Source organism: Burkholderia arboris, from assembly GCF_038723655.1.
Classification (GTDB): Bacteria; Pseudomonadota; Gammaproteobacteria; order Burkholderiales; family Burkholderiaceae; genus Burkholderia; species Burkholderia arboris.
This window is the reverse complement of sequence record NZ_CP109821.1, coordinates 3,482,329-3,500,685: the sequence shown is the minus strand read 5'-3', so window position 1 is coordinate 3,500,685 and position 18,357 is coordinate 3,482,329. Positions and strand designations below refer to the sequence as shown.

The window sequence follows — 18,357 nt, the reverse complement described above, 5'->3', positions numbered from 1 at the left end:
AGCCGCCCGCGTCGATCAGTTCAGCAGGCGCGCGCGCACGAACGGCGCGATCTGCTCGGCGAGCCACGCGTGCGTACGCGTCGTCGGGTGCAGCGTGTCCCAGAACACGAAGCGCGCCGGATCGCGACAGTCCGCACGCGGCGTCTGTGCGGCCATGTAGGTGAGCGACGACGGTTTCGGAATGTCGAGGCACGAGCGCTTCGCGTCGTCGAAGCCGAATGTGGCAGGATGGCTCAGCAGGTCGTCGAACAGCGCATACGCGTCGAACACCTCGAGCCGCAGCGTCGCGCCGTAGCGGGCGCGCAGCGCGGCGGCCGCGTCGGCGAGGCGCCGGTTGTAGTCCTTGACCTGCGCGGCGACGCTCGCCGTGTCGGCGCGGGTCGCGAACACCGGCGCGCGCGACACGTCGGGCAGCGTGACGAGCATGATCCGCGTCGCGCCGGCCGCGGCGAGCCGTTCGAGGCTGTCGCGCACCGCATTCGCCGCCTGCTCGGGCGAGCGCCCGTAGTTCACGAGATCGTTGCCGCCCGCGAACACCGCGAACAGCGTGTTGGCCGGCCGGTAGTCCGGTGCGCGCTCCATGTATTCGCGCCACGAGTCGATCTGCTGCACGAGGCCCGGCACGACGAGGTGCTGGTCGGTTGCCGCACCGCCGATCGCCCAGTTGTAGAACGGCAGCCGCAGCGCGTTCGCGAGATATTCGGCCCACACCGGGCCGTTGCTGAAGCGCCCCGCATGCCAGCTCGTGCCGTTCGGCAGCTTCCACTGGCTCGCGTTGAACATGTTCTGGGTGTCGGACAGGCTGTCGCCGAACACGATCAGCTTGTTGACGCGCGCGTCCTGCTGCGCGGCATCGATGGTCCATACCGTGTAGTTGAACGACAGCGCGTTGTTGGCCGCGACCGCCTGCGTGAGGCCGGACTGGATGCCTTTCGCCGCCAGCGTCTTGCGGCACACGTCGGCGAGCGTGTCCTGCGACGTCGTGCTGTAGAACATGTTCTTCCACTGCGTGACGCCGTCGGCCCACCAGTAGCCGGGCACGCGATACCAGTCGCCGCTGGCGGGGTCGCGCGCCCATTCGTAGGTCGCGGCGGGCTTCAGCGGATCCGCGTCGATCCGGTACCAGCAGCGCAGGTACGTGTAGGTGTCGGACCCGCGTCGCGCTGCGCGCAGTGACGCGCCAGGCGCACTCGAAGCGGCCGGCGGCGCGACGTCGGGGCCGGCCGGCGACAACGACATGTTGCCCGTCGGCGTGGGCAGCGGCGCGGAGCCGGCGGCATGGGCGGCGGGGAGCGTCAGTGCGGCGCCGAGCGCCGCGACGGCGGAAACGGCAACGACACGGGATGACAACGGAATGCGGAAACAAGACATGCGGCCCTCTTCTGATTGTTGTGACGGGACGGCGGCGCGGCTGCGCGGCCGTGTATCGGAAGGGACCGTGAGTGCCGGGCTCGGGCCCGGTCTGTCGAAACCTGAAATGCCGCGGACGGCGGCGGGAGGCGGTTGGTGCGGTGGCGGCGGAGCCGGCCGGTCAGCGCGTCAGCGCCGAGACGCGCCCGTCCGGACCGTAGACGCCGGCCGGTGCGGGCGCCGAGCGCAGTACCGCGAGCGCGCGCTCGTTGTAGTCCATCCGGATCCGGATCAGCATCCCGTTGTTCGCGTTGGCCTGGCGCGCGCGTTCGGCGGCCTGTTGCAGCAGTTGCCAGCGGCCGGCGAGGCGCGCATCGCGCTCGGCAGCCTGGTCCATGCCTTTCTTGCCGGCCGGAAAACCGAGCGCGGAGAGCTGCGTGTCGCGCGTGCGTTCGAGCTGCGCGAGCCGGTCGATCAGTTCGCTCTTCTTTTCGACGATCCCGGGCAGCATCTCGAGCGGCTCGGCCGTCGTCAGCGCCTTTTCCTCGTAGACGAGCAGGGACGCGAACGCTTCGATCGTCGCATGTTCGTCGTTGACCGTGGCCAGCAGCTCTTCTCTCATCGCGTCATGCTCGTCGCGCCGGTGCACGCGGTGGCGCGCGCCGGCAAACCGGTGGAACCGGCCGCGAGGCCGGCTTAGTTACCCTGCGGGCGCTGTTGCTGCAGCAGCTCGCGGGCGGTGTTCAATACGCCGTCGGCAATCTTGTTCGCGTCGATCGTCAGCGTGCCGTTGTTCAGCGCGTCCTTGATCGACTGGACCAGGCCCGTGTCGATATCGGCGTTGCCCGACGCGGATATCGAACGCAGCTGGCCGGACAGACCCGACAGGTTCACGGTCGTGTCGCCGCCGGTCGATCCTGCGTCGGCCGCCGGTGCGGACGACTGGGCCGTGCCGGATTGCGCACGGGTCGCGCCGTTGCCGGTCGGCGCAAGGGGGCTCGGGTTCGGAGTGGAATCGATCTTCACGATGGGTTTCCTGTACGGTTTGACCCAGATAACGGCCGGGTCGGCCCGAACTTTAGCATCGCGAGCCCGAAATGCTCCGAATAAACAATTCTTTACATTCTTGCGGCGTGATCCGTCCCTACAGCGGAATTTCCACGGTTCCGGCGTCCTTGACGATCGCCGTGACGATCTGGCCCGCCGCCATCCGCACCCTTACCGACTGGCCCGGCGCCGCATTCGCGAGCACGCTGCCCTCGGCTGAAATCGTGAAACCGGGCCCGGCCGCGACGACCCGCACCGTCTGGCCGGCCGAGACCGACGCCGCGCTCTTCAGCATGTCCTGCCGCAGCGGCAGCCCGGCCGAGATGCGCGCGAGCGCGGTCGAGCCGATCGCCTGCGCCGGATCGGTGATCACCGCGAGCGGCATGACCGTCAGGTCGCCGTCGCGGGCAACCAGGTCGGCCGCGGAGAGCGGCTCGCCGGGCGCGATCTGGCGCGCGGCGACGTAGTAGGTGGCCTGCACGGTGACCTTCGCCTGCAGGTAGACGGTCCACGGCCGCTCGCCCGCGCAGCGCACGCCGACCGTCGTGCGGCCCCACAGGCGCGCGCCGGTCGGCAGGAACGGCTCGAGTGTCGTGCACGCGACGAGCCCGCGCGGAAACGCGGTCGTGACCGTCGCGGTGGTCTTGCCGGGCAGGCCGGCGATCTGCTGCTGCAGGAATGCGAGGGCCGCGCGGCGGATCGTCTCGGGATCCTGCTGGCCGGGCGGCGTCGCGGGCTGGGCCGCGGAAGCCGCCGCAGCCGGGTTCGCGGAAACCGCCGTTGCTCGCGGCGCCGGCGCGGCTGACGCGGCGCGGGCCGCCACCACGCGTGCGACGGCTGCCGACGGTGGTGCCGGCCGAACGTTCGACGCGGGCTCGGCGGTGCCGGCGACGACCGTCGCGATTGCGGCGGGGTCGGCCACGCGCGGCTGCGCGCGATAGCCGGCGTTCGCGCGGGCGGCTGCGTACGCGGGGGCTGGCGCCGGCGGCGGGACGGTCGTCACGACCATCGCGCCGGCCGGTTGCGCCGCGTAACCGGCGGCGGCCGCGCCGGCCGCGGCACCTGCGCCCGACGCCGCGCGACCCGCTTCCGGCGCGATGCCCGCTCCCGAAGCCACGCCCGCATTCCCGCCGAACGGTCCGCCATTCGCCGCATTGGCGTGCGCGAGCGCGGTTTCGGCCGTCTCGCCGCGTCCGGGAATCACGATCATCCCGTCGTCCGCCTGTACCGCAGGGGCGGCGATCCACAGCGCCGCGGCGAGCGCAACCGCACGCCGGACGTGCGCGAGCCGCCCGTTCCTGTCGCGAAGTGCGCTGCCAGTCATCGCCGTGTCCTCGATCCGTTGATCCGCTTTGCATTCTAGGGAGCCGGGCCGTCGCGCAAACGATGAATAGAGGGGGCCTTTGCCGCGTTATTCGCCCGATTGCCGGTTGCGTCCCGCGCCTACCATCGCTGTCATGGAAAAAAGCCTCTTGGGTCGCCATCCGGCGCGAGGGGCGTGCAGCGCTTCATACGGAGAGACGCACACATGCTGGACAAACTCGATGCGGAATTCGCGTTCGGCCGCCAGGCGCTCGACGTGCGCGCCTACCGGCAGGAACTGCTGTCGTCGAACATCGCGAACGCCGACACGCCCGGCTACCAGGCCCGCGACGTCGATTTCGCGTCGACGCTCGCGCGCTCGCTGAAGCAGACGGGCGGCGGCCTGGCGCCGAGCAACGCCGGGCAACTGCCGATGGCGCAGCCGGCCGGCGTGACGAGCGGCATGTCGATGGTGTCGACGGCGGCGGGCCACATGGCCGGCACCGCGAGGCTGATCCCGACGGGCGGCCCGTCGGACGACTACGGCCGCGCGCAGTACCGGATGCCGCTGCAGCCGTCGCTCGACGGCAACACGGTCGATCTCGACGTCGAGCGCGTGCAGTTCGCGAACAACGCGCTGCACTACGAAACCGGGATGACCGTGATGACCCAGCAGATCAAGGCGATGATCGCCGCGATCTCGACGAACTCGTAAGCGCCACCGAACCCGAGCACAAGCACCAGGAGCCACCATGCCTTCGTTGATGAACATCTTCGGCGTCGCCGGTTCGGCGTTGTCCGCGCAATCGCAGCGTCTGAACGTCACCGCGTCGAACCTCGCGAACGCCGACAGCGCCACCGGCCCCGACGGCAAGCCGTACAAGGCCAAGCAGGTCGTGTTCGCGACCGACCCGATCGGCGGCGCGCGCACCGCGTCCGGCCAGGGCGTGGGCGGCGTGCGCGTGACGAAGGTGATGGACGACCCGTCGCCGATGAAGTCGACCTACGACCCGGCGAACCCGGCCGCCGACGCGAACGGCTACGTGCAGATGCCGAACGTCGATCCGGTGCAGGAAATGGTGAACATGATCTCGGCGTCGCGCTCGTACCAGGCCAACGTCGAGACGCTGAACACCGCGAAGACGCTGATGCTCAAGACGCTGACGATCGGCTCGTAAGCCGCACGCCGACCGACCTTACAGACTCGACAGTTCCGACAGAAGGCCACCCAGGATGACTTCCTCCAACACGACGATCGGCGGCAACGGCACCAACGTGTCGAACCTGCCGACCGACACGATGAACACCAACAACGTGTCGTCGACCAACGGCACGTCGGCGAGCGACCTGCAGGCGACGTTCCTGAAGCTGCTCGTCACGCAGCTGCAGAACCAGGATCCGACCAGCCCGGTCGACAGCTCGCAGATGACGTCGCAGCTCGCGCAGATCAACACGGTGAGCGGCATCGCGCAGCTGAACACGTCGCTCACGTCGCTGTCGACGCAGCTCGCAGCCGGCCAGCAGACGCAGGCTGCGCTGCTGATCGGCACGAACGTGCTCGCGCCGGGCAATTCGGTCGCGGTGAAGAGCGGCGCGGCGTCGCCGTTCGGCGTGTCGCTCGCGAGCTCGGTGTCGAACCTGACGATCACCGTGAAGAACTCGGCGGGCACCGTCGTGAACACGATCAACGCGGGCGCGCAGTCGGCCGGCACCGTGCCGTTCAACTGGACGCCGACCGATACGGCCGGCAATGCGCTGCCGGACGGCAAGTACACGGTCAGCGCGACCTACACCGACAGCAAGGGCACGCCGCAGGTGGCCACGACGCTCGCGGCCGCACAGGTGCAGAGCGTGGTCAAGCAGGCGGACGGCACGGCGGGGCTCGTGCTGTCGAACGGCACGACGGTGGGCCTCACCCAGGTCGCGTCGATCTTCCCGAACATCAAGTCGTCCACGGCATCTTCGTCCTCGTCCGGCGACACCACCACCAACTGATCGAGCTTTCTCGAAACGGAGACCGAAATGGGTTATCAACAGGGTCTGAGCGGCCTCGCCGGCGCCTCGAACGCGCTCGACGTGATCGGCAACAACATCGCGAACGCGAACACGGTCGGCTTCAAGTCGAGCACCGCGCAGTTCGCCGACATGTACGCGAACTCGGTCGCGACGTCGGTCAACACGCAGATCGGCATCGGCACGGCGCTGAACTCGGTGGAACAGAATTTCGGCCAGGGCACGATCAATTCGTCGAACTCGTCGCTCGACGTCGCGATCAACGGCAACGGCTTCTACCAGATGTCGAACAACGGCGTGACGACGTACTCGCGCGACGGCACGTTCCAGCGCGACAAGAACGGCTACATCGTCGACTCGCAGGGCCGTAACCTGATGGGCTACATGGCCAACGCGGGCGGCGTGATCAACACCGCGCAGACCGTGCCGCTGCAGGCGCCGACCAACAACATCGCGCCGACCGCGACGACCAAGATCGTCGGCCAGTTCAACCTGAACTCGCAGGACACGGTGCCGGCCAAGACGCCGTTCAGCGCGACCGACAACACGACGTACAACTACTCGACGTCGATCCAGGTGTACGACTCGCTCGGCGGCTCGCAGGCCGTCAACATGTACTTCGTGAAGTCGGCGGCCGGTACGTGGGAAGCGTACGCGGGCGTCCAGGGCGGCGCGACGACCGATCTCGGCACGGTCACGTTCAATTCGTCGGGCGGCATCCAGAGCACGACGACGGGCACGCCGCCGACGCCGACCACGTCGCTCGGCCAGTTCCAGTTCACGGTGCCGAACACCGACGGCTCGGCGACGCCGCAGAGCCTCACGCTCGACCTGACCGGCACGACGCAGTACGGCGGCAAGGACGGCGTGAACAACCTCGCGCAGGACGGCTACGCGAGCGGCACGCTGACGACCTACACGATCGGCACCGACGGCAAGCTGACCGGCAACTACTCGAACGGCCAGACCGCCGTGCTCGGCCAGATCGCGCTCGCGAACTTCAACAACCCGAACGGGCTGGTGAACCTCGGCGGCAACCAGTATGCGGAGTCCGCCGCGTCGGGCGTGCCGCAGGTCTCGGCGCCGGGCAGCACGAACCACGGCACGCTGCAGGGCAGCGCGCTCGAGAACTCGAACGTCGACCTCACGTCGCAGCTCGTCAACCTGATCACCGCGCAGCGCAACTACCAGGCGAACGCGCAGACGATCAAGACGCAGCAGACCGTCGACCAGACGCTCATCAACCTGTAAGCGCGGATAACCGGCAGCCATGGACCGACTGATCTATACGGCGATGACGGGCGCGTCGCAGTCGCTCGACCAGCAGGCGGTCGTCGCGAACAACCTCGCGAACGCCTCGACGACGGGCTTTCGCGCGCAGCTCGCGACGTATCGCGCGGTGCCGATGAATTTCGGCGACGGCAGCAAGATCGACCCGACGACGACGCGCACCTACGTGCTCTCGTCGACGCCTGGCGCGGATTACGCGCCGGGTCCGATCACGCGCACCGGCAATCCGCTCGACGTCGCGGTGCAGGGCGCCGGCTGGCTGTCGGTGCAGGCGGCCGACGGCAGCGAGGCATACACGCGCGCCGGCAACCTGCACGTCGACGAGAACGGCCAGCTCGTCAACGCGAGCAACCTGCCGGTGGTCGGCAACGGCGGCCCGATCTCGGTGCCGCCGAACGCGGAAGTGACGATCGGCAAGGACGGCACGGTGTCCGCGCTGATGCCGGGCGACCCGCCGACCGCGGTCGCGATCGTCGACCAGATGAAGCTCGTCAATCCCGATCCGGCCACGCTCACGCGCGGCAACGACGGGTTGTTCCGTACCGCCGACGGCAATCCGGCCGACGCCGACCCGAACGTGGTCGTCACGCCGAATTCGCTCGAAGGCAGCAACGTCAACCCGGTGACCGCGATGGTCGCGATGATCGACAACGCGCGCGCGTTCCAGCTTCAGTCGAAGCTGATCCAGACGGCCGACCAGAACGAGCAGTCGGCGAACCAGCTGCTCAACTTCAGCTGAGCGCCCGCGCCAGCCTACGCAGGAGACCTTACAAGTGAACCGTTCGCTCTACATCGCCGCCACCGGCATGAATGCGCAGCAAGCGCAGATGGACGTGATTTCGAACAACCTCGCGAACACCAGCACGAACGGCTTCAAGGCGTCGCGCGCGGTGTTCGAGGATCTGCTGTACCAGACCATCCGCCAGCCGGGCGCGAACTCGACGCAGCAGACCGAGCTGCCGTCGGGCCTGCAGCTCGGCACCGGCGTGCAGCAGGTCGCGACCGAGCGCCTGTACACGCAAGGCGGCCTCACGCAGACCGGCAACTCGAAGGACGTCGCGATCAACGGCGCGGGCTTCTTCCAGGTGCTGATGCCGGACGGCACGAACGCCTACACGCGCGACGGCTCGTTCCAGACCAACGCGCAGGGCCAGCTCGTCACGTCGAGCGGCTACCAGGTGCTGCCGGCGATCACCATTCCGCAGAACGCGCAGTCGCTGACGATCGGCAAGGACGGCGTCGTGTCGGTCACGCAGCCGGGTTCGAGCAACGCGGTACAGATCGGCTCGCTGCAGATCGCGACCTTCATCAACCCGGCCGGCCTCGAGGCGCGCGGCGAGAACCTGTTCTCCGAGACGACCTCGTCGGGCGCGCCGAACGTGTCGCAGCCGGGCCTGAACGGCGCGGGCGTGCTCAACCAGAACTACGTCGAAGCGTCGAACGTGAACGTCGTGCAGGAACTCGTCAACATGATCCAGACGCAGCGTGCCTACGAGATCAACAGCAAGGCCGTGACGACGTCCGACCAGATGCTGCAGACCGTCACGCAGATGAAGAGCTAACCGGAAAGTCCCGTCGTCGCCATGAAGCAGGTTCGCCTCCTCCCGTCAGCCACCGTCCGCGCCGCGTGCGCGGTCGCGGTGGCGGCGCTCGCCGGTTGCGCGCAGATCCCGCGCGATCCGATCATCCAGCAGCCGATGACGGCGCAGCCGCCGACGCCGATGTCGATGCAGGCGCCCGGCTCGATCTACAACCCCGGCTACGCGGGGCGGCCGCTGTTCGAGGATCAGCGGCCGCGCAACATCGGCGACATCCTGACGATCATGATCGCGGAGAACATCAACGCGACCAAGTCGTCGGGCGCGAACACGAACCGGCAGGGCAACACCGACTTCAACGTGCCGACGGCCGGCTTCCTCGGCGGGCTGTTCGCGAAGGCGAACCTGTCGGCCACCGGCAACAACAAGTTCGCGGCGACGGGCGGCGCGAGCGCGGCGAACACGTTCAACGGCACGATCACGGTGACCGTCACCAACGTGCTGCCGAACGGCAACCTCGTGGTCAGCGGCGAGAAGCAGATGCTGATCAACCAGGGCAACGAATTCGTGCGCTTCTCGGGCGTCGTCAACCCGAACACGATCTCGGGCGCGAACTCGGTCTACTCGACGCAGGTCGCCGACGCGAAGATCGAATACTCGTCGAAGGGCTACATCAACGAAGCCGAGACGATGGGCTGGCTGCAGCGCTTCTTCCTCAACATCGCGCCGTGGTGATGACGATGCAGACGACCCCGATCCACCGCCTGTCGGCCCGCGCGCATGCCGCCGCGCGGCTCGCCGTCGCGTTCGCGGCCGTGGCGGCCGCGTGCGTGCTCGGCGCGGCGCCCGCGCATGCGGAGCGTCTGAAGGACCTCGCGCAGATCCAGGGCGTGCGCGACAACCCGCTGATCGGCTATGGCCTCGTCGTCGGTCTCGACGGCACGGGCGACCAGACGATGCAGACGCCGTTCACGACGCAGACGCTCGCGAACATGCTCGCGAACCTCGGCATCTCGATCAACAACGGCTCGGCGAACGGCGGCCCGTCGTCGCTGAGCAACATGCAGCTGAAGAACGTCGCGGCCGTGATGGTGACGGCCACGCTGCCGCCGTTCGCGCGGCCGGGCGAAGCGCTCGACGTGACGGTATCGTCGCTCGGCAACGCGAAGAGCCTGCGCGGCGGCACGCTGCTGCTCACGCCGCTGAAGGGCGCGGACGGGCAGGTGTACGCGCTCTCGCAGGGCAACATGGCGGTCGGCGGCGCGGGCGCCAGCGCGAACGGCAGCCGCGTGCAGGTGAACCAGCTCGCGGCCGGCCGGATCGTCGGCGGCGCGATCGTCGAGCGTTCGGTGCCGAACGCGATCGCGCAGATGAACGGCGTGCTGCAGCTGCAGCTGAACGACATGGACTACGGCACCGCGCAGCGGATCGTGTCCGCGGTCAACTCGAGCTTCGGCCCGGGCACCGCGACGGCGCTCGACGGCCGCACGATCCAGCTCGCGGCGCCGGCCGACTCGGCGCAGCAGGTCGCGTTCATGGCGCGGCTGCAGAACCTCGACGTGAGCCCGGACAAGGCCGCGGCGAAGGTGATCCTGAACGCGCGCACCGGCTCGATCGTGATGAACCAGATGGTCACGCTGCAGAGCTGCGCGGTCGCGCACGGCAACCTGTCGGTCGTCGTCAACACGCAGCCGGTGGTGTCGCAGCCGGGGCCGTTCTCGAACGGGCAGACGGTGGTGGCGCAGCAGTCGCAGATCCAGCTGAAGCAGGACAACGGCGCGCTGAAGATGGTGACGGCCGGCGCGAACCTCGCCGACGTCGTGAAGGCGCTGAACACGCTCGGCGCGACGCCCGCGGACCTGATGTCGATCCTGCAGGCGATGAAGGCGGCCGGCGCGTTGCGCGCCGACCTGGAGGTCATCTAAATGGCAGCGAACCTTCCTAACGCGAACGACCTCACGCAGCGCTTCGCGCTCGATGTGCAGGGTTTCGACGCGCTGCGCGCGCAGGCGAAGCAGTCGCCGCAGGCCGGCGCGAAGGCGGTCGCGGGCCAGTTCGACGCGATGTTCACGCAGATGATGCTCAAGAGCATGCGCGACGCGACGCCCGACGGCGGGCTGCTCGATTCGCACACGTCGAAGATGTACACGTCGATGCTCGACCAGCAACTCGCGCAGCAGATGTCGAAGCACGGGATCGGCGTGGCCGACGCGCTGATGAAGCAGTTGATGCGCAACGCGGGCGTGGGCGCGGGCAGCGACACCGCGGCCGACGTCGGCGCGGGCGGCATGGGTGCCGGCGGCCTCGGCACGGCCGGCAACGAAGGCAGCCTCGCCGCGATGAACGCGATGGCGAAGGCCTATGCGAACGCGTCGAACAACGGCGGGCTCGCCGGCGCGCGCGGCTACTCGGCCGGCAGCGCGCTCACGCCGCCGCTGAAGGGCGCGAGCGGCGTGCAGGACGCCGACGCGTTCGTCGACCGGCTCGCGGGCCCCGCGCAGGCGGCCAGCGCGACGACCGGCATCCCGGCGCGCTTCATCGTCGGCCAGGCCGCGCTCGAATCGGGCTGGGGCAAGCGCGAGATCCGCGCGACCGACGGTTCGACCAGCTACAACGTGTTCGGCATCAAGGCGAGCAAGGGCTGGACGGGCCGCACGGTATCGGCGCTGACGACCGAATACGTGAACGGCACGCCGCGCCGCGTGGTCGCGAAATTCCGCGCGTACGACTCGTACGAGCACGCGATGACCGATTACGCGAACCTGCTGAAGAACAACCCGCGCTACTCGGGCGTGCTCAGCGCGAGCCGCAGCGTCGAGGGGTTTGCGCACGGCATGCAGAAGGCCGGTTACGCGACCGACCCGAACTACGCGAAAAAGCTGATCTCGATCATGCAGCAGATCGGCTGACGGGCCCGCCCGCAACCGGTTCATGGCTCTCTCGGACCGCGCCCGGCACCCCGCCGCGCGCGGTTTCAACGTTTGCGCGAAAAAAATCGCCAATTCGATCTAAACTTTCGGTCAGCACTGCCGCTAAGTGTGAGAGACCTGCGACCGGGCCCCCGTTCTGGCCCGGTTTTACTGCGCCCCGGTTGCCCCGGGCGCCCATGACAAGAAAGACCGGCTAGCCATGAATATCGAAACGTCGACGGACCCCAGCCTGGATGCAGGCCACTCCGGGCCCGACTATGCCCGCCGCAATCCACTGGAAATCGGCGTGCAGTTGCGCAACCTCGTGAATCGCGGCGATTTCCTGACCGTCCAGTATCCGGGCGGCCAGCTCGTCACGCGCCTGCTCGAGGTCGACGTCGGCGCGCGGACCTTCACGTTCGACTGGGGTGCGTTGTCCGAGCAGAACGCCAGCATCCTCGGCGCGTCGCACTGCACGTTCGCGGCCGCGCCGGAGGGCGTGCGGGTCGAATTCACCACGGGCACGCCGCGCGAGACGCGCTACGAGGGGCTGCCCGCGTTCGTCGCCGATTTCCCCGACGTGCTGGTCTGCATCCAGCGCCGTGAATATTTTCGCGTCGACGCGCCGATCGTCGATCCGTTCCTGTGCCGCGGCAAGCTGCCGGACGGCGAAAGCTTCCTGTTCGAGGTCCACAACCTGTCGCTGGGCGGCGTGGGGCTGCGCACGGCCGACGAGCGCGTCGAGGCGCTCGAGGTCGGCACGCTGCTGCCGGACGTCGAGCTCGAGCTGACCGGCCACGGCAAGCTGTCGCTCGACCTGCAGCTCGTGTCGCAGCGTTCGACGCAGATGCCGAACGGGTCGCGGCGCTACCAGCTGGGCTTCCGTTACATGTCGCTGCCGGGCAGCGCGGAGAACACGCTGCAGCGGCTGATCACGCAGCTCGAAATGAAGCGCCGCTCGCTCGCGCGGGCCTGACGCGCACGCGTTGGCCGGCCCCGCACGGGCCGCCCGCGCACGGCCGCCGGCGCCTCCCGCCGGCCGCTTCGGCCGGCGACGCACGCGCGTGCGTCGCGCGCGCATTTTTTCCTCAATTTTTTCAATTCGCGGCCGTTATACCGGGAGTCACGCAACCCGGCGGCCGCAGTGCGGCCGGCTCATCAGGATCGCGCATGTCCAATTCACTCATGAACCTCGGCGTCAGCGGCCTGAATGCCGCGCTCTGGGGCCTCACGACGACCGGCCAGAACATCAGCAACGCCGCGACGCCGGGCTATTCGGTCGAGCGGCCCGTCTATGCCGAGGCAAGCGGCCAGTACACGAGCAGCGGCTACATGCCGCAGGGCGTGAACACCGTCACCGTGCAGCGTCAGTACAGCCAGTACCTGAGCGACCAGTTGAACGGCGCGCAGACGCAGAGCGGCGCGCTGTCGACGTGGTTTTCGCTCGTCACGCAGCTGAACAACTACATCGGCAGCCCGACGGCCGGCATCTCGACCGCGATCACGAGCTTCTTCACCGGGATGCAGAACGTCGCGAACAGCGCGTCCGACTCGTCGGTGCGGCAGACCGCGATGAGCAATGCGCAAACGCTCGCGAACCAGATCACGGCGGCCGGCCAGCAGTACGACGCGCTGCGCCAGAGCGTGAACACGCAGCTGACGAACACCGTCACGCAGATCAATGCGTACACCGCGCAGATCGCGCAGCTGAACCAGCAGATCGCGTCCGCGAGCAGCCAGGGCCAGCCGCCGAACCAGCTGATGGACCAGCGCGACCTCGCGGTGTCGAACCTGTCGAACCTCGCGGGCGTGCAGGTGGTGCGCAACAGCGACGGCTACAGCGTGTTCATGTCGGGCGGCACGCCGCTCGTCGTCGCGAACAAGAGCTACCAGCTGGCGACCGTCGCGTCGCCGTCCGATCCGAGCGAGCTGACCGTCGTGTCGCAGGGCATCGCAGGCGCAAACCCGCAGGGGCCGAACCAGTTCCTGTCCGACGCGTCGCTGTCGGGCGGCACGCTCGGCGGCCTGCTCGCGTTCCGCAGCCAGACGCTCGACCCGGCCGAAGCGCAGCTCGGCGCGATCGCGACCAGCTTCGCCGCGCAGGTCAACGCGCAGAACGCACTCGGCGTCGACCTGTCGGGCAAGCCCGGCGGCAACCTGTTCACCACCGGCGCGCCGATCACCTACGCGAACCAGGGCAATACCGGCAACGCGGCGCTGTCCGTGTCGTTCACGAACGCGTCGCAGCCGACCACGGGCGACTACACGCTCGCGTACGACGGCGCGAAATACACGCTGACCGACCGCGCGAGCGGCACGGTGGTCGGCACGTCGACGTCGATGCCGGGATCGATCGGCGGGCTGAACTTCTCGTTCTCGTCCGGTGCGATGAACGCCGGCGACAAGTTCACCGTGCAGCCGACGCGCGGCGCGCTGAACGGCTTCGGCCTCACGACGTCGAACGGCTCCGCGATCGCGGCGGCCGCGCCTTACGTGCCGTCGGCCGCCACGACCAACACGGGCAACGGCACGATCGGCGGGCTGTCGGTCACGAACCCGGCGGCCGCGGCCAACGCGCACAACTACACGATCACGATGGGCGGCACCACCGCCGCGCCGACCTATACGGTCACCGACAACACGGTCGTGCCGCCGACGACCAGCGCCGCGCAGCCGTACCAGTCCGGTTCGCCGATCACGCTGACGGCCGGCGTCACGGTGACGGTGTCGGGCACGCCGGCGGCTGGCGACACGTTCAAGGTCGCGCCGAACACGGGCGGCACGAACGACGGCAGCAACGCGCTCGCGCTGTCGAAGCTCGTCAATTCGACGGCGTTCGGCAACGGCACGACCACGCTGACGGGCGCGTACGCGAACTACGTGAACGGCATCGGCAACACGACGTCCCAGCTGAAGTCGTCGAGCGCCGCGCAGACTTCGCTGATCGGGCAGATCACGCAGGCGCAGCAGTCGGTGTCGGGCGTGAACCAGAACGAGGAAGCGGCCAACCTGATGCAGTATCAGCAGCTCTACCAGGCGAACGCGAAGGTGATCCAGACGGCGTCGACGCTGTTCCAGACCGTGCTCGGCCTGTTCAACTGATTTCGGGGATCGAAGCCATGCGGATTTCCACCACGCAGTTCTACCAGATGAACGTCGCGCAGATGAACGATCAGCAGGCGCAGCTCTCGCAGCTGTACCAGCAGATCTCGAGCGGCGTGAGCCTCGCGACGGCTGCCGACAACCCGCTCGGCGCGGCGCAGGCCGTGCAGCTGTCGATGACGTCGGCGACGCTGTCGCAGTACGCGTCGAACCAGAACAGCGCGCTGTCGTCGCTGCAGAAGGAAGACCAGACGCTCATCAGCGTCAACAACCTGCTGAACAGCATTCACACGGTCGTGATCCAGGCCGGCGACGGCTCGCTGTCCGACAGCGATCGCTCCGCGCTGTCGACGCAGCTGCAGGGCTATCGCGACCAGCTGCTGACGCTCGCGAACTCGACCGACGGCTCGGGCAACTACCTGTTCTCGGGCTTCCAGTCGGCCACGCCGCCGTTCTCGAACGCGCCAGGCGGCGGCGTGACCTACAGCGGCGACACGGGCGTGCGCCAGGTGCAGATCGCCGACACGCGCGCGATCTCGCAGGGCGACAACGGCGCGAACGTGTTCCTGTCGGTGCCGATGCTCGGCAGCCAGCCGGTACCGCTCGCAGGTGCGGGCAACACGGGCACGGGCACGATCGGCGGGGTGACGATCACGAGCCCGTCGGCCGCGACCAATGCGCACCAGTTCACGATCGCGTTCGGCGGCACCGCCGCCGCGCCGACCTATACGGTCACCGACAATACCGTCGTGCCGCCGACCACGACCGCCGCGCAGCCGTATTCGAACGGCGCCGGGATCGCGCTCGGCAACGGCCTGTCGGTGCCCGTGTCGGGCAAGCCGGCCCCGGGCGACACGTACACGGTCACGCCGGCGCCGCAGGCCGGCACCGACGTGTTCGGCGCGCTCGACACGATGATCGCGGCACTGAAGGTGCCGATCAGCAGCAACACGACTGCCGCGACCGCGCTCGCGAACGCGATGACCACCGGCACGACGAAGCTGAACAACATGATGACGAACGTCCTCACCGTTCAGGCGTCGGTCGGCGGCCGCGAGCAGGAGATCAAGGCGATGCAGACCGTGAACCAGACCGTCACGCTGCAGGTCAGCAGCAACCTGGCCGACCTGACGAGCACCAACATGGTGACGACGATCAGCCAGTTCCTGCAGATGCAGAACGCGCTGACGGGTTCGCAGAAGGCGTACGCGCAGTTGCAGAACCTGTCGCTGTTCCAGTACATCAACCCCTGATGCACGACGCGCCGGCGGCGATGTGAGCGCATGCTTACCTCGCCGCCGGCGCCAGCCGCCAGCCGTGCATCGCGCGCGGACGGGCGCTTCGCCGGGCCGCGCGGTCGCGCACCGGTTTCCCCACACGGCAAGCCGCGCCCCGCGCATGACGGCCCGCCGTATCAGTCCGCTTGCCAGCCCCATTTCCGCTCCGTAAACTCGCGCCAGATTCCAGACCGGCGCACCCTTGGCAGCCGGCGACCGACAGGAGCCCTTTCCCCATGTCCGATTCCTATTTCCCGCGCTGGCGGGTCCAATCGACCGGCGCGGCCTCGCGCGTGGTCGGCACCGACGAGCGCCTGCCATGGCCGCAGATGGTCGCGATGGGCGTGCAGCACGTTGTCGCGATGTTCGGCTCGACCGTGCTCGCGCCGCTGCTGATGGGCTTCGACCCGAACCTGTGCATCTTCATGTCGGGCATCGGCACGCTGCTGTTCTTCGTGCTGGTCGGCGGCCGCGTGCCGAGCTACCTCGGCTCGAGCTTTGCGTTCATCGGCCTCGTGATCGCGGTGACGGGCTACGGCGGCAGCGGCCCGAACCCGAACATCCCGGTCGCGCTCGGCGGGATCGTCGCGTGCGGTGTCGTGTACGTCGCGCTCGGCGCACTGGTGCAGGCGATCGGCACGCGCTGGATCGAGACGCTGATGCCGCCCGTGGTGACCGGCGCGGTCGTCGCGGTGATCGGGCTGAACCTCGCGCCGATCGCGGTGAAGGGCGTGTCGGCGTCGACCTTCGACTCGGTGATGGCGCTCGTCACGGTGCTGTGCGTCGGCGGCGTCGCGGTGTTCTCGCGCGGCATGGTGCAGCGCCTGCTGATCCTCGTCGGGCTGGTGATCGCCTACGCGATCTATGCGGTCGCGACCAACGGGATGGGGCTCGGCAAGCCGGTCGATTTCTCGATCGTCGGGCACGCGGCCTGGTTCGGGGTGCCGAGCTTCCGCGCGCCGGTGTTCGATCCGCACGCGATGCTGATGCTGGCGCCGATCGCGGTGATCCTGGTCGCGGAGAACCTCGGCCACATCAAGGCCGTCAGCGCGATGACGGGCACCAGCCTCGATCGCTACGTGGGCCGCGCGTTCATCGGCGACGGGCTCGCGACGATCGTGTCGGGCAGCGTCGGCGGCACGGGCGTGACGACCTACGCGGAGAACATCGGCGTGATGGCCGTCACGCGGATCTACTCGACGCTCGTGTTCGCGGTCGCCGCGGTGATCGCGATCGTGCTCGGCTTCTCGCCGAAGTTCGGCGCGGTGATCCAGACGATCCCGGGCCCCGTGCTCGGCGGCGTGTCGATCGTCGTGTTCGGGTTGATCGCGGTGACGGGCGCGCGGATCTGGGTCGTCAACAAGGTCGACTTCTCCGACAACCGCAACCTGATCGTCGCGGCCGTCACGCTCGTGCTCGGCGCCGGCGACTTCTCGCTGAAGATCGGCGGCTTCGGCCTCGGCGGGATCGGCACCGCGACGTTCGGCGCGATCATCCTGTACGCGATCCTGCGCAAGGAAAAGGAACCGGGCCCGGTGGTCTGACCGGGTGCGGGCGGCGCAACGCCGCCCGCCGGCGCGCCCTCACGCGCCGGTATTCGACTGCGCCTGCAGCCACGCGCAGAACTGCGCGACGAGCGGATCGTCGGCCGGCGCGCGCGGCGCGATCCACCAGTAGCTGCGCGTCGCGATGCGCGGCCCGTCGAGCGGCATCACGAGCCGGCCGCTCGCGAGTTCGTCGTCGATCAGCGGCAACGGGCCGAGCGCGACACCCAGCCCGTCGACGGCCGCCTGCAGCGCCAGGTAGAAGTGGTCGAACGACTGCCGCTTGCGGCCCTTCATCGTCACGCCCGCCGCCGCGAACCAGTCGCGCCAGCCCTCCGGCCGCGTATCCGAATGCAGCAGCACGTGCCGCGCGAGATCGTCCGCGCGCGCGATCGGCGCACGCTTGAGCAGCGCGGGGCTGCAGACCGGGATCACGCTTTCGTCGAGGAAGTGGCCGCTCGTGCAGTTCGGCCAGTGGCCGGGGCCGCGGCGGATCGCGACGTCGAAACCGTTCAGCGTGTCGAGCGGCGCATTCGACGTGGACAGCTTCAGCTCGACGTTCGGCACGTCGCGCTGGAACCGCGACAGGCGCGGCAGCAGCCATTTCATCGCGAAGGTCGGCAGCGCATTGATGCGCAGCACGCGCGCCGCGCCGGTGTTGCGCAACTGCTCGGTCGCATGCGCGATGCTGTCGAACGCCGCGCGCACGGTGTCCAGGTAGCGGCGGCCTTCGTCGGTGAGCTTCACGCGCTTGCCGTAGCGGTGGAACACCGGCTTGCCGAGCCATGCCTCGAACCCGGCAATCTGCCGGCTGATGGCACCGTGAGTCACATGCAGCTCGTCGCCGGCGGCGCTGAAGCTTTCATGACGTGCCGCGGCTTCAAAGGCCCGAAGCGCGGAAAAGGGCGGGAGGTCGCGTGCCATGCTTGTGATTCTAGATCACAAGGGCGCACCGATAAAATCGTTTTGCCACAATCCGGAACGG

17 protein-coding genes and 2 pseudogenes are annotated in these 18,357 nt (G+C 68.7%); 14 read left to right on the top strand and 5 right to left on the bottom strand.

Annotated elements, in window-relative coordinates:
* Positions 1-15: 15 nt before the first annotated feature.
* The 4 genes from OHZ10_RS16410 to flgA all read right to left on the bottom strand — a co-directional run bounded on the left by OHZ10_RS16410 (position 16) and on the right by flgA (position 3,721).
* Positions 16-1,371, bottom strand: coding sequence for an SGNH/GDSL hydrolase family protein (locus OHZ10_RS16410; RefSeq protein WP_059232977.1), 1,356 nt, complete (start codon positions 1,369-1,371; stop codon positions 16-18).
* Positions 1,372-1,531: 160 nt separating this feature from the next.
* A complete protein-coding gene (locus OHZ10_RS16405; RefSeq protein ID WP_059236580.1) occupies positions 1,532-1,972 on the bottom strand; it encodes a flagella synthesis protein FlgN in 441 nt (146 codons plus the stop codon).
* Between the two features lie 74 nt (positions 1,973-2,046).
* Entirely contained in the window at positions 2,047-2,376 is a 330-nt protein-coding gene (flgM, locus tag OHZ10_RS16400) for a flagellar biosynthesis anti-sigma factor FlgM (protein WP_059232978.1), read from the bottom strand.
* Between the two features lie 118 nt (positions 2,377-2,494).
* Entirely contained in the window at positions 2,495-3,721 is a 1,227-nt protein-coding gene (gene flgA, locus OHZ10_RS16395) for a flagellar basal body P-ring formation chaperone FlgA (protein ID WP_342703078.1), read from the bottom strand.
* A gap of 204 nt (positions 3,722-3,925) precedes the next feature.
* On the opposite strand from flgA, the gene flgB reads away from it, so the two are divergent.
* From flgB to OHZ10_RS16330, 14 genes and pseudogenes are all read left to right on the top strand, one after another.
* Positions 3,926-4,414, top strand: coding sequence for a flagellar basal body rod protein FlgB (gene flgB, locus OHZ10_RS16390; RefSeq protein WP_342703076.1), 489 nt, complete (start codon positions 3,926-3,928; stop codon positions 4,412-4,414).
* Positions 4,415-4,451: 37 nt separating this feature from the next.
* Complete coding sequence (flgC, locus tag OHZ10_RS16385) at positions 4,452-4,877, top strand: flagellar basal body rod protein FlgC (protein ID WP_034190310.1); 426 nt, start codon at positions 4,452-4,454, stop codon at positions 4,875-4,877.
* A gap of 55 nt (positions 4,878-4,932) precedes the next feature.
* Positions 4,933-5,694, top strand: a complete 762-nt coding sequence (locus tag OHZ10_RS16380) for a flagellar hook assembly protein FlgD (RefSeq protein ID WP_059232981.1) — start codon at positions 4,933-4,935, stop codon at positions 5,692-5,694.
* Positions 5,695-5,721: 27 nt separating this feature from the next.
* The gene (gene flgE, locus OHZ10_RS16375) at positions 5,722-6,963 is read left to right on the top strand and encodes a flagellar hook protein FlgE (RefSeq protein ID WP_059232982.1); all 1,242 of its coding nucleotides are present in this window, start codon (positions 5,722-5,724) and stop codon (positions 6,961-6,963) included.
* Positions 6,964-6,982: 19 nt separating this feature from the next.
* The gene (gene flgF, locus OHZ10_RS16370; protein ID WP_059232983.1) at positions 6,983-7,741 is read left to right on the top strand and encodes a flagellar basal-body rod protein FlgF; all 759 of its coding nucleotides are present in this window, start codon (positions 6,983-6,985) and stop codon (positions 7,739-7,741) included.
* Between the two features lie 34 nt (positions 7,742-7,775).
* Positions 7,776-8,564, top strand: coding sequence for a flagellar basal-body rod protein FlgG (gene flgG, locus OHZ10_RS16365; RefSeq protein ID WP_059232984.1), 789 nt, complete (start codon positions 7,776-7,778; stop codon positions 8,562-8,564).
* Between the two features lie 21 nt (positions 8,565-8,585).
* Positions 8,586-9,275, top strand: coding sequence for a flagellar basal body L-ring protein FlgH (gene flgH, locus OHZ10_RS16360; RefSeq protein ID WP_059232985.1), 690 nt, complete (start codon positions 8,586-8,588; stop codon positions 9,273-9,275).
* A 5-nt stretch (positions 9,276-9,280) separates the two neighbouring features.
* Entirely contained in the window at positions 9,281-10,465 is a 1,185-nt protein-coding gene (locus tag OHZ10_RS16355; RefSeq protein ID WP_233464381.1) for a flagellar basal body P-ring protein FlgI, read from the top strand.
* Positions 10,466-11,449 carry a flagellar assembly peptidoglycan hydrolase FlgJ gene (gene flgJ, locus OHZ10_RS16350; RefSeq protein ID WP_059232986.1) on the top strand — a complete coding sequence of 328 codons (984 nt, stop codon included), beginning with the start codon at positions 10,466-10,468 and terminating at the stop codon, positions 11,447-11,449.
* 220 nt (positions 11,450-11,669) lie between these two features.
* On the top strand, positions 11,670-12,425 hold the full coding sequence (locus OHZ10_RS16345) for a flagellar brake protein (protein WP_059232987.1): 756 nt from the start codon (positions 11,670-11,672) through the stop codon (positions 12,423-12,425).
* 194 nt (positions 12,426-12,619) lie between these two features.
* Positions 12,620-13,984 (top strand): annotated as a pseudogene (gene flgK, locus OHZ10_RS16340) (flagellar hook-associated protein FlgK); the annotation flags it as partial.
* 174 nt (positions 13,985-14,158) lie between these two features.
* Positions 14,159-14,551: pseudogene (locus tag OHZ10_RS38640) on the top strand (flagellar basal body rod C-terminal domain-containing protein); the annotation flags it as partial.
* Positions 14,552-14,568: 17 nt separating this feature from the next.
* A complete protein-coding gene (gene flgL / locus OHZ10_RS16335; protein WP_059232989.1) occupies positions 14,569-15,804 on the top strand; it encodes a flagellar hook-associated protein FlgL in 1,236 nt (411 codons plus the stop codon).
* A gap of 260 nt (positions 15,805-16,064) precedes the next feature.
* A complete protein-coding gene (locus tag OHZ10_RS16330; RefSeq protein WP_059232990.1) occupies positions 16,065-17,372 on the top strand; it encodes a solute carrier family 23 protein in 1,308 nt (435 codons plus the stop codon).
* A gap of 39 nt (positions 17,373-17,411) precedes the next feature.
* On the opposite strand, the gene OHZ10_RS16325 is transcribed toward OHZ10_RS16330, so the two are convergent.
* The gene (locus tag OHZ10_RS16325) at positions 17,412-18,296 is read right to left on the bottom strand and encodes a transcriptional regulator GcvA (protein WP_059232991.1); all 885 of its coding nucleotides are present in this window, start codon (positions 18,294-18,296) and stop codon (positions 17,412-17,414) included.
* Between the last annotated feature and the right edge of the window lie 61 nt (positions 18,297-18,357).

What these genes read in the sequence shown, in the direction of transcription:
- OHZ10_RS16330 (WP_059232990.1), top strand. Translation starts at nt 16,065, where the DNA reads ATGTCCGATTCCTATTTCCCGCGCTGGCGGGTCCAATCGACCGGCGCG.
- flgB (WP_342703076.1), top strand. Translation starts at nt 3,926, where the DNA reads ATGCTGGACAAACTCGATGCGGAATTCGCGTTCGGCCGCCAGGCGCTC.
- flgH (WP_059232985.1), top strand. Translation starts at nt 8,586, where the DNA reads ATGAAGCAGGTTCGCCTCCTCCCGTCAGCCACCGTCCGCGCCGCGTGC.
- OHZ10_RS16410 (WP_059232977.1), bottom strand. Translation starts at nt 1,371, where the DNA reads ATGTCTTGTTTCCGCATTCCGTTGTCATCCCGTGTCGTTGCCGTTTCC.
- flgE (WP_059232982.1), top strand. Translation starts at nt 5,722, where the DNA reads ATGGGTTATCAACAGGGTCTGAGCGGCCTCGCCGGCGCCTCGAACGCG.
- OHZ10_RS16405 (WP_059236580.1), bottom strand. Translation starts at nt 1,972, where the DNA reads ATGAGAGAAGAGCTGCTGGCCACGGTCAACGACGAACATGCGACGATC.
- flgL (WP_059232989.1), top strand. Translation starts at nt 14,569, where the DNA reads ATGCGGATTTCCACCACGCAGTTCTACCAGATGAACGTCGCGCAGATG.
- OHZ10_RS16355 (WP_233464381.1), top strand. Translation starts at nt 9,281, where the DNA reads ATGCAGACGACCCCGATCCACCGCCTGTCGGCCCGCGCGCATGCCGCC.
- OHZ10_RS16325 (WP_059232991.1), bottom strand. Translation starts at nt 18,296, where the DNA reads ATGGCACGCGACCTCCCGCCCTTTTCCGCGCTTCGGGCCTTTGAAGCC.
- OHZ10_RS16345 (WP_059232987.1), top strand. Translation starts at nt 11,670, where the DNA reads ATGAATATCGAAACGTCGACGGACCCCAGCCTGGATGCAGGCCACTCC.
- flgA (WP_342703078.1), bottom strand. Translation starts at nt 3,721, where the DNA reads ATGACTGGCAGCGCACTTCGCGACAGGAACGGGCGGCTCGCGCACGTC.
- flgF (WP_059232983.1), top strand. Translation starts at nt 6,983, where the DNA reads ATGGACCGACTGATCTATACGGCGATGACGGGCGCGTCGCAGTCGCTC.
- flgJ (WP_059232986.1), top strand. Translation starts at nt 10,466, where the DNA reads ATGGCAGCGAACCTTCCTAACGCGAACGACCTCACGCAGCGCTTCGCG.
- flgC (WP_034190310.1), top strand. Translation starts at nt 4,452, where the DNA reads ATGCCTTCGTTGATGAACATCTTCGGCGTCGCCGGTTCGGCGTTGTCC.
- OHZ10_RS16380 (WP_059232981.1), top strand. Translation starts at nt 4,933, where the DNA reads ATGACTTCCTCCAACACGACGATCGGCGGCAACGGCACCAACGTGTCG.